General features: G+C 55.3%; 19 protein-coding genes. 8 read left to right on the forward strand and 11 right to left on the reverse strand.

Annotation, left to right across the window (positions count from 1 at the left end):
- Positions 1 to 195: 195 nt before the first annotated feature.
- The 4 genes from AC6I77_RS09255 to AC6I77_RS09270 all read right to left on the reverse strand — a co-directional run bounded on the left by AC6I77_RS09255 (position 196) and on the right by AC6I77_RS09270 (position 4,806).
- Entirely contained in the window at positions 196 to 1,572 is a 1,377-nt protein-coding gene (locus AC6I77_RS09255) for a nucleobase:cation symporter-2 family protein (RefSeq protein ID WP_039660209.1), read from the reverse strand.
- Between the two features lie 180 nt (positions 1,573 to 1,752).
- The gene (gene bioD / locus AC6I77_RS09260; RefSeq protein WP_039660208.1) at positions 1,753 to 2,451 is read right to left on the reverse strand and encodes a dethiobiotin synthase; all 699 of its coding nucleotides are present in this window, start codon (positions 2,449 to 2,451) and stop codon (positions 1,753 to 1,755) included.
- A gap of 113 nt (positions 2,452 to 2,564) precedes the next feature.
- Positions 2,565 to 3,782: a sugar metabolism global transcriptional regulator Mlc gene (gene mlc / locus AC6I77_RS09265; RefSeq protein ID WP_078804416.1), complete on the reverse strand. Its 1,218-nt coding sequence runs from the start codon at positions 3,780 to 3,782 to the stop codon at positions 2,565 to 2,567.
- 130 nt (positions 3,783 to 3,912) lie between these two features.
- Positions 3,913 to 4,806, reverse strand: a complete 894-nt coding sequence (locus AC6I77_RS09270; RefSeq protein WP_003853669.1) for a LysR family transcriptional regulator — start codon at positions 4,804 to 4,806, stop codon at positions 3,913 to 3,915.
- A gap of 95 nt (positions 4,807 to 4,901) precedes the next feature.
- Here AC6I77_RS09270 and ynfM point away from each other — a divergent pair, with 95 nt between their 5' ends.
- The 3 genes from ynfM to AC6I77_RS09285 all read left to right on the forward strand — a co-directional run bounded on the left by ynfM (position 4,902) and on the right by AC6I77_RS09285 (position 8,041).
- A complete protein-coding gene (ynfM, locus tag AC6I77_RS09275) occupies positions 4,902 to 6,152 on the forward strand; it encodes a multidrug efflux MFS transporter YnfM/SxtP(Kp) (RefSeq protein WP_039660206.1) in 1,251 nt (416 codons plus the stop codon).
- 157 nt (positions 6,153 to 6,309) lie between these two features.
- The gene (locus tag AC6I77_RS09280) at positions 6,310 to 6,570 is read left to right on the forward strand and encodes a hypothetical protein (RefSeq protein ID WP_008925221.1); all 261 of its coding nucleotides are present in this window, start codon (positions 6,310 to 6,312) and stop codon (positions 6,568 to 6,570) included.
- Between the two features lie 286 nt (positions 6,571 to 6,856).
- Entirely contained in the window at positions 6,857 to 8,041 is a 1,185-nt protein-coding gene (locus tag AC6I77_RS09285) for a sugar transporter (RefSeq protein WP_154926274.1), read from the forward strand.
- Between the two features lie 77 nt (positions 8,042 to 8,118).
- Here AC6I77_RS09285 and bhsA (AC6I77_RS09290) read toward each other — a convergent pair whose 3' ends face one another.
- Entirely contained in the window at positions 8,119 to 8,376 is a 258-nt protein-coding gene (bhsA, locus tag AC6I77_RS09290; RefSeq protein ID WP_003853679.1) for a multiple stress resistance protein BhsA, read from the reverse strand.
- Between the two features lie 37 nt (positions 8,377 to 8,413).
- Positions 8,414 to 8,671, reverse strand: a complete 258-nt coding sequence (gene bhsA, locus AC6I77_RS09295) for a multiple stress resistance protein BhsA (RefSeq protein ID WP_003853680.1) — start codon at positions 8,669 to 8,671, stop codon at positions 8,414 to 8,416.
- A gap of 308 nt (positions 8,672 to 8,979) precedes the next feature.
- Here bhsA (AC6I77_RS09295) and AC6I77_RS09300 point away from each other — a divergent pair, with 308 nt between their 5' ends.
- Positions 8,980 to 9,630 carry a TetR/AcrR family transcriptional regulator gene (locus AC6I77_RS09300; protein WP_003853682.1) on the forward strand — a complete coding sequence of 217 codons (651 nt, stop codon included), beginning with the start codon at positions 8,980 to 8,982 and terminating at the stop codon, positions 9,628 to 9,630.
- Positions 9,631 to 9,664: 34 nt separating this feature from the next.
- Here the strand turns inward: AC6I77_RS09300 and rhaM are convergent, their stop codons facing one another.
- From rhaM to rhaB, 4 genes are read right to left on the reverse strand one after another with little or no spacing between them, the layout of a single operon-like run.
- A complete protein-coding gene (gene rhaM, locus AC6I77_RS09305; protein WP_110411391.1) occupies positions 9,665 to 9,979 on the reverse strand; it encodes an L-rhamnose mutarotase in 315 nt (104 codons plus the stop codon).
- The gene (gene rhaD, locus AC6I77_RS09310; RefSeq protein WP_008925223.1) at positions 9,969 to 10,811 is read right to left on the reverse strand and encodes a rhamnulose-1-phosphate aldolase; all 843 of its coding nucleotides are present in this window, start codon (positions 10,809 to 10,811) and stop codon (positions 9,969 to 9,971) included. Before rhaD ends, rhaM begins: the two co-directional genes overlap by 11 nt.
- Positions 10,812 to 10,821: 10 nt before the next feature.
- Positions 10,822 to 12,078, reverse strand: coding sequence for an L-rhamnose isomerase (locus tag AC6I77_RS09315; protein ID WP_110411390.1), 1,257 nt, complete (start codon positions 12,076 to 12,078; stop codon positions 10,822 to 10,824).
- Positions 12,071 to 13,543, reverse strand: a complete 1,473-nt coding sequence (gene rhaB / locus AC6I77_RS09320; protein WP_110411389.1) for a rhamnulokinase — start codon at positions 13,541 to 13,543, stop codon at positions 12,071 to 12,073. The genes AC6I77_RS09315 and rhaB overlap by 8 nt, the downstream gene beginning before the upstream one ends.
- A 291-nt stretch (positions 13,544 to 13,834) precedes the next feature.
- On the opposite strand from rhaB, the gene rhaS reads away from it, so the two are divergent.
- Both rhaS and rhaR read left to right on the forward strand, forming a co-directional pair.
- Entirely contained in the window at positions 13,835 to 14,656 is an 822-nt protein-coding gene (rhaS, locus tag AC6I77_RS09325; protein ID WP_110411388.1) for an HTH-type transcriptional activator RhaS, read from the forward strand.
- 11 nt (positions 14,657 to 14,667) lie between these two features.
- A complete protein-coding gene (gene rhaR, locus AC6I77_RS09330; protein WP_140915429.1) occupies positions 14,668 to 15,534 on the forward strand; it encodes an HTH-type transcriptional activator RhaR in 867 nt (288 codons plus the stop codon).
- Between the two features lie 309 nt (positions 15,535 to 15,843).
- On the opposite strand, the gene rhaT is transcribed toward rhaR, so the two are convergent.
- The gene (gene rhaT / locus AC6I77_RS09335) at positions 15,844 to 16,878 is read right to left on the reverse strand and encodes an L-rhamnose/proton symporter RhaT (protein WP_497816843.1); all 1,035 of its coding nucleotides are present in this window, start codon (positions 16,876 to 16,878) and stop codon (positions 15,844 to 15,846) included.
- A 359-nt stretch (positions 16,879 to 17,237) separates the two neighbouring features.
- On the opposite strand from rhaT, the gene AC6I77_RS09340 reads away from it, so the two are divergent.
- Together AC6I77_RS09340 and AC6I77_RS09345 are read left to right on the forward strand one after the other, a co-directional pair.
- Complete coding sequence (locus AC6I77_RS09340) at positions 17,238 to 17,561, forward strand: hypothetical protein (RefSeq protein WP_003853693.1); 324 nt, start codon at positions 17,238 to 17,240, stop codon at positions 17,559 to 17,561.
- 43 nt (positions 17,562 to 17,604) lie between these two features.
- The gene (locus AC6I77_RS09345) at positions 17,605 to 17,703 is read left to right on the forward strand and encodes a YoaK family small membrane protein (RefSeq protein ID WP_008925225.1); all 99 of its coding nucleotides are present in this window, start codon (positions 17,605 to 17,607) and stop codon (positions 17,701 to 17,703) included.
- Positions 17,704 to 17,706: the final 3 nt, after the last annotated feature.

A 17,706-nucleotide genomic window follows, 5' to 3' on the forward strand; every position in this document is an offset into this window, starting at 1 on the left:
AAACCACGCCATCCCTGGCGGGCTCAGCGCGGCCCATCCCTGGTCCGCGATGCTTTGCTACTGGCGTATGCTCCCATCCCTGGTCCGCGATGCTTTGCTACTGGCGTATGCTCCCATCGCTTTGAATTTCTGAGCCGTCTGTCAGAGCAACTTCAGCGGTTGTGCGTTATTCAGCGGTTGTGCGTTATTCAGCTTTTAACTTTCAGTCAGTGTTTCCGCCTCAACCTCTTCCACGGCAGATGCCTCGTCTGGCAGTACCAGATTGAGCATAATCGCCAGAATACCGCCGGTCGTTACCGCATGACCAAACAGACTGTTAATTAGCGGTGGGAACTGCTTCAGTACCTCCGGCACCGCTTCCACGCCAAGACCAATCCCGAATGAAATTGCGACAATCAGCATCTCACGGCGGCCCAGCGGCGTCTGTGTCATCACCCGGATACCCGCAGCGACGACGCTGCCAAACATCACAATAGTGGCTCCGCCAAGGACTGGCGGCGGGATCTGCTGCAGCAGCGAGCCAACAAAAGGAAAAAGCCCCAGTAGCGCCAGCATAATGCCTAAGAGCATGCCTACGTAACGACTGGCAACGCCCGTCATCTGGATAACCCCATTATTTTGCGCAAACGTGGTGTTAGGAAAGGCGGAGAAAACCGCCGCCAGCACACAGCTCAGGCCATCAGCGACAATACCGCCCTGCAGCCGCTGCTGAAAAGGCTTGCCAGCGATGGGCTGCTGTGAAATCAGGCAGTTGGCCGTGAGATCCCCAACGGCTTCAATTACGGCGATGACCGACACGAGTGCAATCGGCAGAAAGATAGTCCAGTCAAAGGCGAAACCAAACCGGAAGAAGGCTGGCAGTACCATCCAGCTGCTCTCCGGCGCGACGTGCAGTTGTAAATATCCGGTTAAGACTGCCGCCACGCATCCCACCGCGATGCCGGCCACCACTGCCACCAGCCTTGCCCAGCGGTTGCGCGAACGGTTAAGCGCCACAATCACCAGCAGCGTCAGCGCTCCCAGCGCCAGATTCCCCGGCGAACCAAAATCTGTGGCGTTGTGACCGCCAGCCCAGTCGGTGATGCTCACCTTGATCAGGCTGATGCCGATGAGAGTAATCACTGTGCCGGTCACAACCGGCGTCAGGACTTTGCGCAGTGAGCCCACACAGCGGCTAATCAGAATCGGAATCAGCGCTGCCACCAGGTTGCAGCCAAACAACATCGCCATAATCTCTTCTGGCGATCCGCCGCGCCCTTTCACCATCAGCCCACCGGAGAGAATCACACCGAGAAACGCGAAACTGGTGCCCTGCAGGCAGATCATGCCCGCGCCAATGCCATAAAAGCGTCTGGCCTGCATAAAAGTGCCTAACCCTGAAACAAACAGCGACATGCTTATCAGATAAGGAATGTAGGCATTTAATCCCAGAACTGAACCAATAATCAGCGGTGGCGTGATAATCCCCACTACGCTGGCGAGCAGATGTTGCAATGCGGCCAGAAACGCCGGGGCGGGACCAATGCGGGCCTCAAGCCCATATAACAAACCTTTCTCGTGCGAATGCGACATGATGATACTCCGGCTCACTGTGATAAGCGGAGTTAATGCATTTTTTGCGCCATGACGTTGTTGTTTCGCGTTAACTGCGTCAGGCCATTCAAATATAAACAGAAATTTTTGCAGAGAGTCGAAAACGAGCCTGAAACTTTAGGCTCACTCCCGACTCAGATGACTCGTTTTGTTTCATAATCAGGCGATCTTTGCACTCACAGCGTGCAAACTGTCCGGCTCCAGCAGGGAAATATCGATATAAGGTGTGAGATCGCGTTGTTCGGCACGCGGTAAATAAGGCAGTTCGCCCAGCAGCGGTGCGCCGATTTTTTCGCGCAGAATCTCGATAATGTCGCTGTAGTGCGCCAGTCCTGGGTTAATTCGATTGCCTACCCAGCCCAGCAGCGGGAGACCATCCTGCGCAATCGCTTCTGCCGTCAACAAGGCGTGACTGATACAGCCCGACTGGATGCCGACCACCAGCACCACCGGCAGTTGCTGCTCAACGACCCAGCAGGAGAGCGGACGTCCATCGTTCATCAGGCTGCGCCAGCCGCCTGTGCCCTCAACGACCACGCGACTGGCCTGCTGCATCAGGCGGGTTAAGCCCTGAGTCAGCAACCCATAGTCGATGATCTGCGTGGGATGGGTGCAGATCTCCTCTTCCTGGAAAACCAGCGGATTGATCGCCTGATAAGGCAAGTCGATGGAGGACGCGCTTTGCAGAACCTGTGCATCTTTGTTACGCAGGCCATCCGGGGTTTTAACTGCACATCGTGCAATAGGCTTATAGCCGACTGCACTGTGTCCGGTCTGTATAAAACTCTGTAACAGGGCGCGTGACACCACCGTTTTGCCCACTGCGGTATCGGTGCCAGTAACAAATAATCTGTTCACTCAACTTCTCCTCTAAAACCGTTGCGATTAATCAGGGATTAACCTTGCTGCGAAACGGCATTTTAAGGAATGAAGGAGGGGAACAGATTGCGTTAGCGCAAGTTCAGGTCTGCTTAACCTTGCAACAACTTCACTAACAGATGTCCGTTATAGAGGGCGTCTTTGATTAGCGCGGCACCGCCCAGTGTTCCCGGCTCGCTAAATTCAGTGGGTGCCAGCTCAATACTCGCGCTGTAAGCGGGCAGTGACTGCTGCAGAATCGTATTGCTGACTGCCGGAAACAGCACATCAGCGGCGGCATTGAGCGGAGAACCGATAAGAATATGTTGTGGATTGAAGATGTTGACCATCATCGCCAGGATCCGGCCAACGTGGTGCCCGACGCTGGCAATGGTGTCGCGCGCCAGACGGTCGCCCGATTGCGCGGCCTCGCACAGTGACTGAAGCGTCAACGGCTGGTTATTTAGCAGGCTGTCCGGCTGGGCTGGCAGACGCTGCGCTGCCAGCGCGAGCAGACTGCCGGTACTGGCGACTGTCTCCAGACAGCCATGATTACCGCAGTAGCACTGCTGACCATAAGGATCTATCTGGGTATGGCCGATTTCGACCAGTGCCCTGCCACTCTTGTGCAGCAGCTGACCGCCACTGATCACGCCAGCGCCGACGGTTTCATCAATCACAATCTGAATAACATCCTGTGCACCGCGTGATGCGCCAAACAGCGATTCCGCCAGCGTCCAGGCTGAAATGTCGTGCTGCACAAACACCGCTAAGCCGGTTCGCGCTGCCAGCGCATCGCCCAGCGGCATATCGCGTACCGCATAACCTGGCAAACGATGCACCACGCCGGAGGCGGCGTTAATCAGTCCTGGCAGGGTGATAGCGATAGCCGTCAGGCGTTCAAGCTTCTTTTGATGACGAATGAAAAAAGCATCGACCTGTTCTATTAGCGCGGAGAGTAATGGCTGAGCAGATTCATCAGGCAGCGGCAGGCTGTCTTCTGCCAGCGCCCGGCTGCTGAGATCGCGCAGCGTGAAGGTCATTGCGCCGCGATGCAACCGAATCGCCAGATAGTGCCAGGCATCGGTATCCAGTATCAGGCCAATCGCCGGACGGCCACGACTGCCGGGGTCCTGATACTCAGTCTCCTGCACCAGATGCGCATCCAGCATTTCACGCACAATTTTGGTGATGCTGGCCGGCGCGAGCTGGGCACGGCGGGAAAGTTCGATACGCGAAATGGGACCGTAGCGATCAATTAATCGATATACGACACCTGCATTGGTCTGCTTAATCTGGTCAATGTGGCCAGGTTGACTGTCCGGATTCACAACCCTGCTCCCGGTTATTTTCGCGCTTCTAAATAAACATGCGCCATGGTGAGGCAGATCAGGCAACAGCGTCAAATATTTGATTAGAAATGTGATTTATCGCACAAATTGATGCGGTGACAGGCAGGGTTCAGCGCTGCTTCTCCTGCAGCAACGCCATCATGTGCTGCATCTGGGCATTTAATTCACGTCCTGCAGACCAGACCAGCCACAGCTCTGAAATGGCATCCTCTTCCGTTAACGGCAGCCAGACCAGATCGGCCAGCCGCGCCCGCCGGAATGAGGCGGGCAGAATGGATACGCCCAGACCGGTTGCGACCAGCCCCAGGATGGTCATCGCTTCACCCACTTCCTGCGTGATATAGGGCTTGATGTGATAGCGGTGCAGCAGCGCCAGAATATCGCTGTAAAGCGCGGTGCCGCCCTGAGGATCGAAGAAGACAAAGGGTTCAGCCGCCAGCGCAGTCACCGAAATTTTTTCGGCGCCCGCCAGCGGATGGGCCTTATGCACCACGGCATAGAGCGGCTCACTCAGCAGCAACTGATGCCGCAAATCGGCCGGCAGCGGCGTATTGCGCATCACACCAAGATCAAGCAGTCCTTCGTGCAACGGGACCAGTTGCTGACGGGTGTTGATCTCCTGCATCTTTATATGCACCTGTGGCCAGCGCTGACGAAACCGGAACAGTGCATCTGAGACCACCGCGGTAAACGGCGCCGAAGAGGTAAAACCAATTCTTAACTCTCCCTCTTCGCCACGATGCAGCCGGGCTGCGCGGTCAGACGCCTGCTCAACCTGTAAAAGAATCGCACGGGCATCACTCAGTAATTGCTCTCCGGCTGCGGTAAGTTGCACGCTGCGGTTGGTGCGATTAAATAGCCTGGCACCCGTTTCCGTTTCGAGCTGCATTATTTGCTGGCTGAGCGGCGGCTGAGAGATATTCAGACGCAGGGCTGCCCGCCCGAAATGTAACTCTTCGGCAACCGCAATAAAGTAGCGCAGGTGACGCAGCTCGATATTCATATTTTAAACGTCTTATTTGAGATTATTAATATATTAGACATCATAATTCCACTTTCCTATGCTGACCACTGGTTTTCTGACTGAAAGGATGATGTGTGAGTCGCTCAATACAGGCCGCCGTGGATGAGAGTGCGGTGTCTGCACCGCCAGAATCTGCGGCAGCTTCAGGATACATTCGCCGCGGAACGCCCGCGTTTATGCGCGTGACGCTGGCACTCTTCTCGGCCGGACTGGCCACCTTTGCCCTGCTCTATTGTGTGCAGCCGATTCTGCCAGTCATGTCACAGCAGTTTGGGGTTTCTCCGGCGACCAGCAGCCTGTCGCTCTCCATCTCTACCGGTCTGATGGCGCTGGGCCTCCTCGTCACCGGCCCACTCTCTGATGCTATCGGGCGTAAATCGGTGATGGTGACCGCCCTGATGCTCGCCGCCATCTGTACGCTGATCTCGGCCACGATGACCAGCTGGCACGGCATTCTGATCATGCGTGGGCTGATGGGCCTGTCGCTTAGCGGCGTTGCGGCGGTGGGCATGACCTATCTCAGTGAAGAGATAGATGCACGGGTCGTTGCCTTTTCCATGGGGTTGTATATCAGCGGTAATTCCATAGGCGGAATGAGCGGGCGTCTGCTCAGCGGTGTCCTGACCGACCTCTTCTCATGGCGGATCGCCGTGGCGGTAATCGGCTGTTTTTCACTGGCCTCCGCGCTGATGTTCTGGAAGATCCTGCCCGCATCGCGTCATTTCAGACCCATCACCCTGCGCCCGCGTAATCTGTTAATTAACTTCCGGCTGCACTGGCGCGATCCAGGCCTGCCGTGGTTGTTTGCCGAAGGCTTCCTGCTGATGGGCGCCTTCGTCACCCTGTTCAACTACATTGGCTATCGTTTACTGGACGCGCCCTGGCATCTCAGTCAGGCCGTGGTCGGGTTGTTATCCGTGGTCTACCTGACCGGCTCATGGAGTTCGCCTAAAGCGGGTGCGCTGACCAGCCGCATTGGGCGCGGGCCGGTAATGCTGGGCGCGACAGCCATCATGTTACTGGGCCTGCTGGTAACGGCCTTTAACTCCCTCTGGCTGATCCTGCCTGGGATGATGCTGTTCACTGCCGGTTTTTTTGCTGCTCATGCCGTTGCCAGCGGCTGGATCGGTCCCCGGGCGCGTCGGGCGCGGGGACAGGCTTCCTCGCTTTATCTTTTCAGCTATTACGTGGGTTCCAGCGTGGCGGGTACGCTGGGCGGTCTGTTCTGGCATAACTTCGGCTGGGGCGGTATTACGCTATTTATCAGCGTCCTGCTGATACTGGCGTTAGCGGTTGCCTGGCGCCTGCACAGTAGAAAACTCTGACAGCCTGCACGTTTGCCAGGCCCCGCCGGGTCTGGCAAACCGCCTCCAGAACGTTTGATTCAGATCCACAACAAACAAAGTGTGCGTTTCCCGCTATAATCATTTTATTGTCATAATTCATCTGTTTTGCCTTTCAGCACGGCAACAAGGAACGCCTGTGGCTCTCTACTATTACGTTAACAAACAATCAGGATATAACGATAATCATGTCGTCCATGCTGCGGGTTGCCCTCATCTTCCCGACATGGATAACAGACTGTTTCTGGGCAGTTTTTACCACGTGAACGCCGCTATTCTTCAGGCGAAAAAATATTATGTGGGTGCAATAGGCTGTGAAAATTGCTGTCCGCTCAATCATTCGACCCATCCGGCAGCTCAGCTCAGTGTGGCCCTGAAGCACACGCCAACGTCGCGTTAAGCGCAGGGCTTTTAACCGTGATGGTGTTCTCTCCGGCGTGCTGCTCCGTCACATTTTGCTTATAGATTATGCTGCTGCACAGGATCTCCTTGCGTTGTCGCGGGTAATAACCTCTGGCTATCGCCCGGTGCCAGGGCGATAAAAAAAATTCAGTATTAAAAGCGCGTTATCAGGTTTCTCTTCCCGGTTTATTGACTACAATAGCGGTTAATTTTGTGACGCAGGTCACTTTCACTGGGTGTGTCTGTCACATCCACATTCGCTATTCTGACTGGCTTGACTCCTCATGCAATCAACAACTGTTTCACGTAAGACTGCCTGGCTACGCGTGGTATTGCTGGCTATTGCTGCGTTTGTCTTCAATACCACCGAATTTGTCCCGGTTGGCCTGCTGTCCGATATTGCCGCTGACTTTTCAATGCCGACGGCTGATGTCGGGATCATGCTGACTATCTATGCCTGGGTCGTCGCGCTGCTCTCACTGCCGCTGATGCTGCTAACCCGTAATATCGAGCGACGCCTGCTGCTGGGCGTGCTATTCCTGATTTTCATCGTCAGCCATATACTTTCAACCGTCGCCTGGGATTTCCGCTCGCTGATGATGTCACGTGTGGGCATCGCCCTGTCTCACGCGGTGTTCTGGTCGATTACAGCCTCACTGGCGATCCGCGTTGCGCCAGCCGGTAAGAAAACACAGGCTCTGAGTATGCTGGCGACCGGTACTGCGCTGGCAATGGTCCTGGGCGTGCCGATTGGGCGTGTGGTCGGTCAGTATCTTGGCTGGCGTACCACCTTCGGCGCGATTGGCCTCTCGGCGCTGGTGCTGATGATTATGCTGGTGCGGATCCTGCCGCGCCTGCCGAGTGAGCATACCGGCTCGCTGAGCAGTGTGCCGATGCTGTTTCGCCGTCCGGCGCTGGTCAGCATGTATCTGCTGGTGACGCTGGTGGTGACCGCGCATTACACCGCTTACAGCTATATCGAGCCGTTTATGCAGAATGTGGCGCACTCCAGCGGCAATTTTACGACCCTGCTGCTGTTGCTGTTTGGTTCAGCGGGTATTGTGGGCAGCGTGCTGTTCAGTACCCTCGGCAATAAATTCCCTTCCGGACTGCTTATTGCCGCCATCGCACTGATAACCCTTTGTATGGGGCTGCTGATTTTTGCTGCGGTCCGACCTGCCGCTATTTCAACACTGTGCGTTGTCTGGGGCATGGCAATGATGATGATTGGACTGGGTATGCAGGTGCGGGTGCTGTCACTGGCACCCGATGCCACGGATGTGGCAATGTCGCTCATGTCAGGGATTTATAATATCGGGATTGGCGCAGGTGCGCTGCTGGGGAATCAGGTCAGTCTGCATCTGAGCATGGCGGAAGTCGGGAACGTCGGCGGGATGATCGGGCTGGTGGCGTTACTCTGGTGTATTTACATCTTCCGTCGTTATCCCCAGTTGCGGAGCAACGGATAAGGCTGTGACTTAAGAATAAAAAAGGCTTCAGATAAGTGGGTTTATCTGAAGCCTGTTTATGAATATTTATCGTGCTTTTACTTATAAAGAATGGCTGTGCCATGCAGGTTGTTGTTGCCAGAGGTCGAAGTGATGCGGAAAGACTTTGCCCCGACATCGCTGGCCTTTTCTGACAGTTGCTGCTCCAGCGAGGTCAGATTAGTACTGCCCGTCGCGCTGATGACACCGATTTTTTGCGCATCAGGCGGTGTACTGCTTACCTGCTGAGCCGCGACACTGGCAAATGAGATGCTGCTTAGCAAAGCCGCTGTCACCATCAAGCTAATACGTTTCATAACAAATCCCCTCTCACTGATTCTGTCGACACCCGATTTACTGATAAATCACTGCCGTGCCGTGCAGTTTGTTCTGGCCGCTGGTTGAGGTGATACGGAACGATTTCGCACCCGCTTCATCCGCTTTAGCACTCAACTGTGATTCAAGGGAGGTCAGGTTAGTGCCGCCCTGTACAGAGATGGTGCCGACTGGCTGCTGATTAGAGGGTTCGCTGGTGACGAGGTCAGCGGCATATGCGCCAAAAGTCAGAGTGGTAAGTGCCAGTGCTGCCAGGGTGGTTTTAATGGTTTTCATCATCTTCTCTCTATTCGGTAGTTGAATTTGGTTGGTCTGAATTAGGTTGTCGCTATTTAATTAACGACCGTTAAACAAATAATAGACCCCGCCGGGGCTCGCCGTCAATATTTATTTAATGAGCGTTATTTTAATCGCGAAGTGGCGTGATTATGGGCTTCAGCCCCTTTTCTGACTTAACCATAGGGGCGATAACACTGCGCTGGCGCACAAAATGGCAACCCTGGCCGAGGGCATGCATAGCGGACCTTGCACATTTTTATAATGATCGGTAATTTAATAGGATGTTTTACTGTCAGTGAGGATGTATGAGCCAGGTTCAGGATTGTGATGTAAAGAAATGCCGTGGCCGACCTAAAGTGTTTGATCGTGACGCTGCGCTTGATAAAGCACTCACTCTGTTCTGGACACACGGTTATGAGGGAACGTCCCTGTCCGATCTTGTCGCCGCAACCGGTGCAAAAGCACCGACCCTTTACGCAGAGTTTGTGAATAAAGAAGGGTTGTTCCGTGCGGCGATGGATCGCTATATAGAGAAGTTCAGTGCCTGGCGAGAAGCGGTGTTAGGCGACGATACGTTACCCGTAGATCGCGCAATTGAAGCCTATTTCCGTGCCACCGCCGCCTGCTTTACTGAGCGTGACTCTCCCGGCGGCTGCTTCTTTATCTGCACCTCAACCGCCCTGTCGGCGGCGTCGAAGGAGATTGCCACTATGCTGCAACAGCAGCATCAGTCGCAGGAGCATGTATTAAGCGATTTTCTGCTGGCGCGTCAGCAGCGTAACGAACTGAGCGCGTCAGTCAATGTTCCGGCGCTGTCCCGTTATCTGGGTTGTATGCTGCAGGGCATGTCGGTGCGGGCGCGTGAAGGCGCTGAGCGCGACGATCTTGATAGTATTATTGATACGTTGATGGCGATGTGGCCAACGCTGACCGGCCTGTGTCAGACTAAACGGTAGATCATCAGGGCGGCGATGCCGCCCTTTCCCTCCACTACTCCAGAAAGAACACCGGTTTCAACGGCTGACTGATTGGGCTGTTATCGGCATTCGACGGCATTAAATTTTTCATTGATGCCCACCAGCGCTGGCACACCTCCGTCTTTGCCACCGCGTGCCAGCGCTCCTCAGATTCAATCTCAACGCTGGCGAAGAGCAGATGCCGTTCGGCGTCCAGCCAGATAGCATAGTTGTGTGCGCCATGCGCTTTCAGCGTCTCAGCCAGTTCCGGCCAGATCGGGGAGTGGCGGCGCTCATACTCTGCATGAGCGTCGGCATTCACCTGCATCACAAAAGCTTTACGCAGCATTAGCAGGCCCCACATCCAGCGCGGGTTGCCACGGCTTCACCCCGAAGCGCTCACCCAATGCGACCAGCTGTTCTGTGGTAATGCTCTGGCGAATCCCGCCCATAGACAGCACTTTGACGATCACTTCGGACGATTTCTCCGCTGTGTCTATCAGACCAAAAGTCTCATCGAGCGTCGGGCCTGTACCAAAGACGCCGTGGAACGGCCACATTACCAACGTGTGCGACTGCATCTGCCCGGCCGTCGCCGCGCCGATTTCATCGGTGCCGGGCACCATCCATGGCAGCACACCCACGCCATCCGGGAAGACCACCAGACATTCAGTGCTGCCTTCCCATAACAGGCGGGTAAAGCGGGCAGAATCCATCTCCACCACATAGCTCAACGCCATAAAGTTGGTGGCGTGACAGTGCATGATCACCCGATCTGCGCCCTTGCTGACCGCTTTACGCACCGCGTGAGACTGGAAGTGTGACGCCAGCTCGGAGGTCGGCAATCCGCCATTCGAAAGGCCCCAGTGAATGGTATAGGAGAGCCCTTTGTCATCGACCTGCAGCAGCGCCAGGCAATCCGCCGGATCAAGCTGAACGTTGCGCATGAATTTTCCAGACCCGGTCACCAGAAACCAGTCGTTTGCCAGCGAAGGTGCCGGTTGAGTCAGCTCAATGCAGCGAGGTGCTTTACAGAAGTCGTGGACGAAGGGTTTGACCTCCTCCTCCAGCAGACGCAGGCTGACGTTGCCGCCGTTGCGTTCGTCCCAGCCCTTCAGCCACATGTCACTGGTCGCTTTGACCATTCCCTTAACAAACCCGGAAGAAAGAATGTTTTGCATCATGAAATCCTTAACGTTGGCTCAAGATCTGTTGTTCATAGTGACGGACATCACCTAACCAGCTGGCATCAGCCGGGACATCATGGCGCAGGCACCACGCTTCCCATACTGCCTGCCACGGCAGCGATTTTTGCTCTTCCAGCAGGGTCAACCGTGCGGTGTAATCACCGCTGTTTTCGGCCTGCCGCAAACGGTCGGTGGGCTCCAGCAAGGCACGCAGCAGCGCTTTTTTCGTGTTGCGTGTGCCGATAACCCAGGCGGCAATGCGGTTGATAGAGGCGTCAAAGAAATCGAGCCCGATATGGACTTTATCGAACAACTGGTGACGAACGATCTCATTCGCGATCGCCTGAGTTTCATCGTCCAGCAGCACCACATGGTCGCTGTCCCAGCGCACCGGACGGCTGACATGCAGCAGCAGACGCGGCACATAGAGCATCGCGGCAGAAATTTTGTCGGAGATCACTTCTGTGGGATGGAAATGGCCTGCATCCAGGCACAACGCCGTCTGGCGGCTGGCAGCGTAGCCGAGACAAAACTCACTGGAACCTACCGTATAGCTCTCTGCGCCAATGCCAAACAATTTGCTTTCTACCGCATCGATATGGTGCTGCGGGTTGAGTTTTTCTGAGATGACCTCATCCAGTGCGCTCATCAGACGCTGACGCGGAGCCAGTCGATCCACGGTGATATCTTTCATGCCGTCAGGCACCCAGATATTCATTACTGATGGCGAGCCCAGTTGCTCACCAAAATAGGCGGAAATACGGCGACTCGCTTTGCAGTGATCGATCCAGAACTGACGTACGGTTTTATCACTGTGCGACAGCGTAAAACCGTCTGCGCTCATCGGATGCGAGAAGCAGCTGGGATTAAAATCCAGCCCTAAATTGTGCTCTTTGGCCCAGGCAACCCAATGGGCAAAATGGGCAGGTTCAATCGCATCGCGCGTCACGGGTTTGTCGCTTTCCAGATAGATGGAGTGCAGATTCAGGCGTTTTGCGCCGGGAATCAGGGACATTGCTTTGTCGATATCTCTGCGAAGTTCATCGGCGTTACGTGCTCGCCCTGGATAGTTACCCGTCGCCTGAATACCGCCGGTCAATGGGCCCTGTGGGTTTTCAAATCCCCGGACATCATCCCCCTGCCAGCAGTGCATCGAAACCGGGATGCGGTCCAGCTGACGAATAGCCTGTTCAACATCAACCCCCATGTCGGCGTAGCGGTGTTTAGCCAGTTCAAAAGCCTGTTCAATCTGCTTAGTCATAAATGGTTTCCTTAGCGGGTTGAGTCAGCGTCGCGAAGCGTGCCTGACTGGCACTCAAGACGCTGTGAGTTTGCGGTTCGAATTTTTCGAGCGGAAAGTTGTTAATAACGCTGCAGCGAAAATCCGCCACATCCGTCAGCTCGCCCAGCGCAATCAGCTGGCACCCAATATTGCCCAGCGTGGAGGCCTCAACCGGACCCGCCAGCACCGGAATCTGGCAGGCATCGGCGCAAAGCTGATTCAGAAAACGATTCTGACTGCCACCACCCACTACGTGCAGCTGGCTGAAAGATTTGCCACGTAGTTGTGCAAGTTCGTGAATGACGTCGCGATAGAGCAGTGCCAGGCTGTCAAAAATGCAGCGCGCCAGCGCAGCGGCAAATTGCGGCACCGGCATGCCCTGCTCTGCACAGGCATTCTGAATTTCGCTCACCATGCTGTCGGGATTAATAAAGCGGGCATCGTTGGGATTGATCAGTGACGCACAGGCGGGCTGGCGGGCCGTTTCTTCAATCAGCGCGTTAAGATCGTCAATCTGCAGTTCGGCACAGATGCGCTGCAACAGCCACAAGCCCATAATGTTTTTAAGTACGCGATAACCCTCTGCGCCGCCCTCATTGGTGATATTGGCGCGCAGCGCGGCGTCGCTGGCATAGGGCTGCAGACTTTCAAAGCCCATCAGCGACCAGGTCCCGGAGCTCAGATAGGCGGCGTCATCCTGCATCAGCGGCGTTGCCAGCACTGCGCTGGCCGTGTCGTGCGTGGCGACCGCGATGACCGGAACCGGTATGCCTGCGCGGTTAATCCAGTGGCCGACGGTATTGCCCGGTGCCTGCGGCTGTCCGAACCACTGCGCATCCACCCCCGCCCAGGCGAGCAAATCACGATCCCACTCGCCGCTGTGAATATTGAGCATCTGCGTGGTAGTGGCGTTGGTGTATTCCCAGTTAAGGTTGCCGGTCAGACGAAAATGCAGGTAATCGGGAATCATCAGTGCATGTACTACGCGGGCCTGCCAGTCGGGCTGTTGAAGATGCAGGGCGCGCATCTGATAGAGCGTGTTAAATGGCAGAAACTGAATGCCGGTGCGGGCATAGATAGCACTACGGCCCAGTTCCTGATGCGCCTGCTCCATCACACCGTGAGTGCGCGCATCGCGGTAGCTGACCGCCTCACCCACCGGCTCGCCCTGTGCGTCCAGCAGCACCATATCAACGCCCCAGGTGTCGATGCCGATACTGTCCGGCACAATGCCTTCTTCATCTAACTGAGCCAGCCCGGCGCGGATCTCCTGCTCCAGCAGCATCAGATCCCAGCAGTCATAACCGGCACGATGTTGACGCGTATTGTTAAAGCGCCGGACCTCACGCAGCATCAGCTTGCGCTGCGCTGCCTCCCAGCTGGCGAGCATAACCCGTCCACTGGAGGCGCCGAGATCGATAGCAACAAAACTTCTCCTGGTCATAGCGGCGGTTTCCTGTGATTGCGTCGTCACAGCGTAAAAATCTTAGGGGTTTCACACCTTCCCCGGAGTGCCAGCGGCGGACAGGCCCTGGCAGACTGGCAAAGAACTTCGTGAGAGAGATCACAGAGGCGGCAGTGAGGAGGATGTGACACCTGCCGCAAAATGATTAACTGCTAAGGATATCTTGAAAAATCAGCGTGATTCCTGCTGAGTCAGGATGAAAATTCAAGGTAAGGTGTTGGCGGGCTGATTAGACTGCGTTACGGTTTTGTAAAGTAGCGAGAGAAGATCATGACCATTTTACACAGTGCGGATTTCTTCCCCGAAGGTGATTACGCCATAGCAATTGAACCCCGACAACCGCAGGCAGCCTTTCCGGAACATCATCATGACTTCCATGAGATTGTGCTGGTTGAACAAGGCGCCGGCATTCATGTATTCAATGGTCAGCCACAAACGCTTTGCGCGGGGTGCGTCTGCTTTGTTCGGGATCACGATCGTCATCTCTATGAGCAGACAGATAATCTTTGCCTGACCAACGTGCTCTATCGCAGTCCCGGCGCGTTTCGCTTTCTCTCCGGGCTACAGGCCTTACTGCCCCGCGATCAGGATGGGCAATATCGCTCTCACTGGCGCATCAATCACAAAGTGATGACGCAGGCGCTGTGTGTGGCATCGCAAATGCAGCCCGATGAGAGCTGGTCGCTGGAGAAGCAGGCACGACAGGAGCAGCTTTTTTTACAGCTGCTGGTGCTGTTGCGAGAAGCATGCATTGACGGACAGAGTCAGGATCTGGAGGCACGGTTGCATCGCCTGCTTGACTGGCTGGGCGATCACTACAGTGACGAGATTGTCTGGGATGAGCTGGCCGATCGCTTCTCACTGTCGCTGCGTACGTTGCATCGGCAAATGAAGCAGCAGACCGGCAGCACGCCGCAGCGCTATCTTAACCGTCTGCGGCTATTACAGGCCCGTCATCTGCTGCGTCACAGTGATATGCGCATTACTGATATTGCCTTCCAGTGTGGATTTGGTGACAGCAACCATTTCTCAACGCTGTTCAGGCGCGAATTTGGCTGCGCACCGCGAACGGAGCGTCAGCAAATGCTGTAATGGAGGCGAACATGGCGTTGATACTCAGTCGGGATGACTATTTTCCCGCCACTACTTTGCCGGTGGCGGTGGCTGAAAGGATGCCACAACCCTCTTTCCCGCCGCACCGACACACGTTCAGCGAAATCGTGATTGTCTGGCGCGGCAACGGCCTGCATATCCTCAACGATCGTCCCTGGCTGATAACCTGCGGCGACGTTTTTTACATCCGCGACAGTGATTGCCACAGCTACGACAGCGTCAATGATTTGGTGCTGGATAACATCCTCTATTGCCGCGATCGCTTTGGTCTTGCCCTTGACTGGAACCATTTGCTGCCGCAACAGGGCGCGGATGAACCGGGCGGCTGGCGGCTGACCACGCGAGGGATGGCGCTGGCACGGGGCGTGATCAGCCAGCTGGAACGAGAAAGCCGCAAAAGCGATCCGCTGTCCGTGCAGCTCTCAGAGGCGCTGTTTTTACAGCTGGCGCTGATTCTGCGTCGCCACGGCTACGCCGCTGACCGTCCATGGGCGTTACCGGAGGGTGAACAGCTGGATCTGCTGATGTCGGCTTTACAGGGTGCGATTGCCCGCCCCTTCGATCTGGCGGCGTTTTGCCAGCAGAATCGACTCAGCGAACGGGCGCTGAGGCAGCTTTTCCGTCAGCAGACCGGCATGACCATCGGTCATTACCTGCGCCAGCTTCAGCTCTGTCAGGCAAAATATCTGCTGCGCACCCAGGATTGTCTGATTAGTGAGGTCGCCGCCCGCTGCGGTTTTGATGACAGTAACTATTTTTCTGTCGTCTTCACCCGTGATACCGGGTTAGCGCCCAGCGCCTGGCGTCAGCGATTTATTGCGCCCCGGCAGGCACTGAAGAGTGCCGAGTCTGACTAAAAAGGGCCTGCATAGCAGGCCCTTTCAGGTTACAGACAAAAGCAGCCCTGCATTGTTGTGAAACAGTGTTTTTACAGGGAACAGGATCAGACTGGAAAGACGCTAGAGCCGTGATCCGTGACATGACCGGCCCGCGCGATTACGCACCTCATGGATGAGGTGCGCCCGTGGCCGGGCCAACGCGTTGCGTTGTTCAAAAAAGCTCCCGGCGTTTTTGTCGAGGGCGGCGGGACGCTTTCCTCTTCTGACCCCGTCTCCTGCACGTTCTGCTAATAGGTTGCTGTAACTTAACTCCGACGGAGTGAGCAATCAGGCCGCCATGCCCAGACCGACTATATTGGCGGCAATGATAATCACCACACAGCCGAGCGACAATACGCTCACCGGACGACGTCCCGCAGACTTCCACTCTTTCAGCAGCAGCCCAACCAGCCCCCCGCATAAGACATAAAGACTCATGTGCAGCATCCAGCTGACATAGTCATACTGTGCCGGGATTCGCGCATGTCCCCAGGCGTAGAAGAAGAACTGCAGATACCACATGGTGCCGCCAAGCACGGCAAACGCGGTATTCGCAATCAGCAGTGACTTCCCGACGGAAAAGTCTTTATGCACTGACAGCTCCGGCCGGGTGGCCAGCCGCCAGAAACAGAAGCCCAGATTGACCAGCGCCCCGCCGCCCATGATGACCACGTAACTGGGTAAGGCCACATAAAGCGGATCGATGCCGAGATTAGCGGCAGCCTGATGCATCGGTTTCGCCGCATCCATCGCAAACGACATGCCTGCCGAGAAAATGCCGCACATCACCGCCAGCACCAGTCCCTTTTTGAGATTGAATTCCTCCGCGTTGATCCCCAGCGCGCGCTCCTTTAACAACCCGGCGCGTGTCACAATCCCCACGCCAATCAGCGCCACTATGACCCCCAGTAGCGTTAACCGGCCACCCGACGAGGCGAACAGCTCACCAAAGCGCCCTTGCAACAGCGGCGTCATCAGCGTACCAACCACCAGGGTGATGCCAATCGCGATACCAATACCCATCGACATCCCGAGATAGCGCATGGTCAGACCATAGTGGATATTGCCTATTCCCCACATCGCGCCAAACAGAAATACCGGCGTGAGTTGCGACAGCGTAAAACTGCTGTAATAGGCCATAACGTTCGGCAGCAAAATGGCACTCACCGTCCAGGGCAGGATTAGCCACGACATCAGGCCGCCAATTGACCACATGGTTTCCCATGACCATCTTTTCACCTGTTTAAGCGGCGCATAGAAACACGCCGCGCTGGCTGCGCCGACAAAATGCCAGAAGATACCCGCAATAATGGCACTGTTCATTGTTATTCCCCGGTTTGGTTGAGGCCTGTCGGAAACCTGTCTGCTTCCGCTCAGCAGGCAGTCTACGTTTTGCAGGAATTCCTCAGCCTTTGGATAAATGCCGGAAACCGCAGCAGCGTGGCAATTTCTGACCGTTATTCCTGTCAGGGATCACAATTTCACAGTTGTTATAAAACTGGACCTGCGCAAAGGTAACTTACTTATTATTCACTGTTTTTTACTGTTCTGCTGTGTAGCGCAGCACAATTCTGTTATGGCTGCCATAAAGGCTGATGGAGTGGCAAGTCTGCAAAGAAGCCTTTTATAAACCCAGCCAGGATTGTATAAACTGGGGAAAATTGATCAGATCAGGGATTGGGATGACATCAAAATGGTTAACACTGTTTCTTTCGCAGTCAGTCAGCCGGGTGATGCTGGATGACATCAGGGCAATATTACCCGCAGATGCGATAAAGGTGTTTGTGAATGGCCTGGATGAAACGCACTATGCCACCATCGAGTGTCTGCAGTCAGAACAGCATTGCGCTCTCATCGCCTCAGCGATTGTAGTCTGGCGTCAGCTCGGCCATGTGCATCATATTGTCTATAAAAAAGGGGAAGTGTTGCGCGAAGAGAGTGATGCAACGCAGTTTCAGCTCTTTACCCTGCTGAAAACCCATCGCGCCGTTCTCCAGATCTCATGATAAGATCGTGGCCCCTGAAAACGCTGTTTGCAGCAGGTTGAATATGAGAATTGGAATTTTGTTTCCGATCGCCATTATTGTGGCGGGTGTAGGGTTTCTGGCATGGTTTATTGGCAGCGGCCTGGCGATGCCAGGCTCCTGAGGG

The organism is Pantoea sp. X-Soil-ISGK-259 (genome assembly GCF_059730705.1).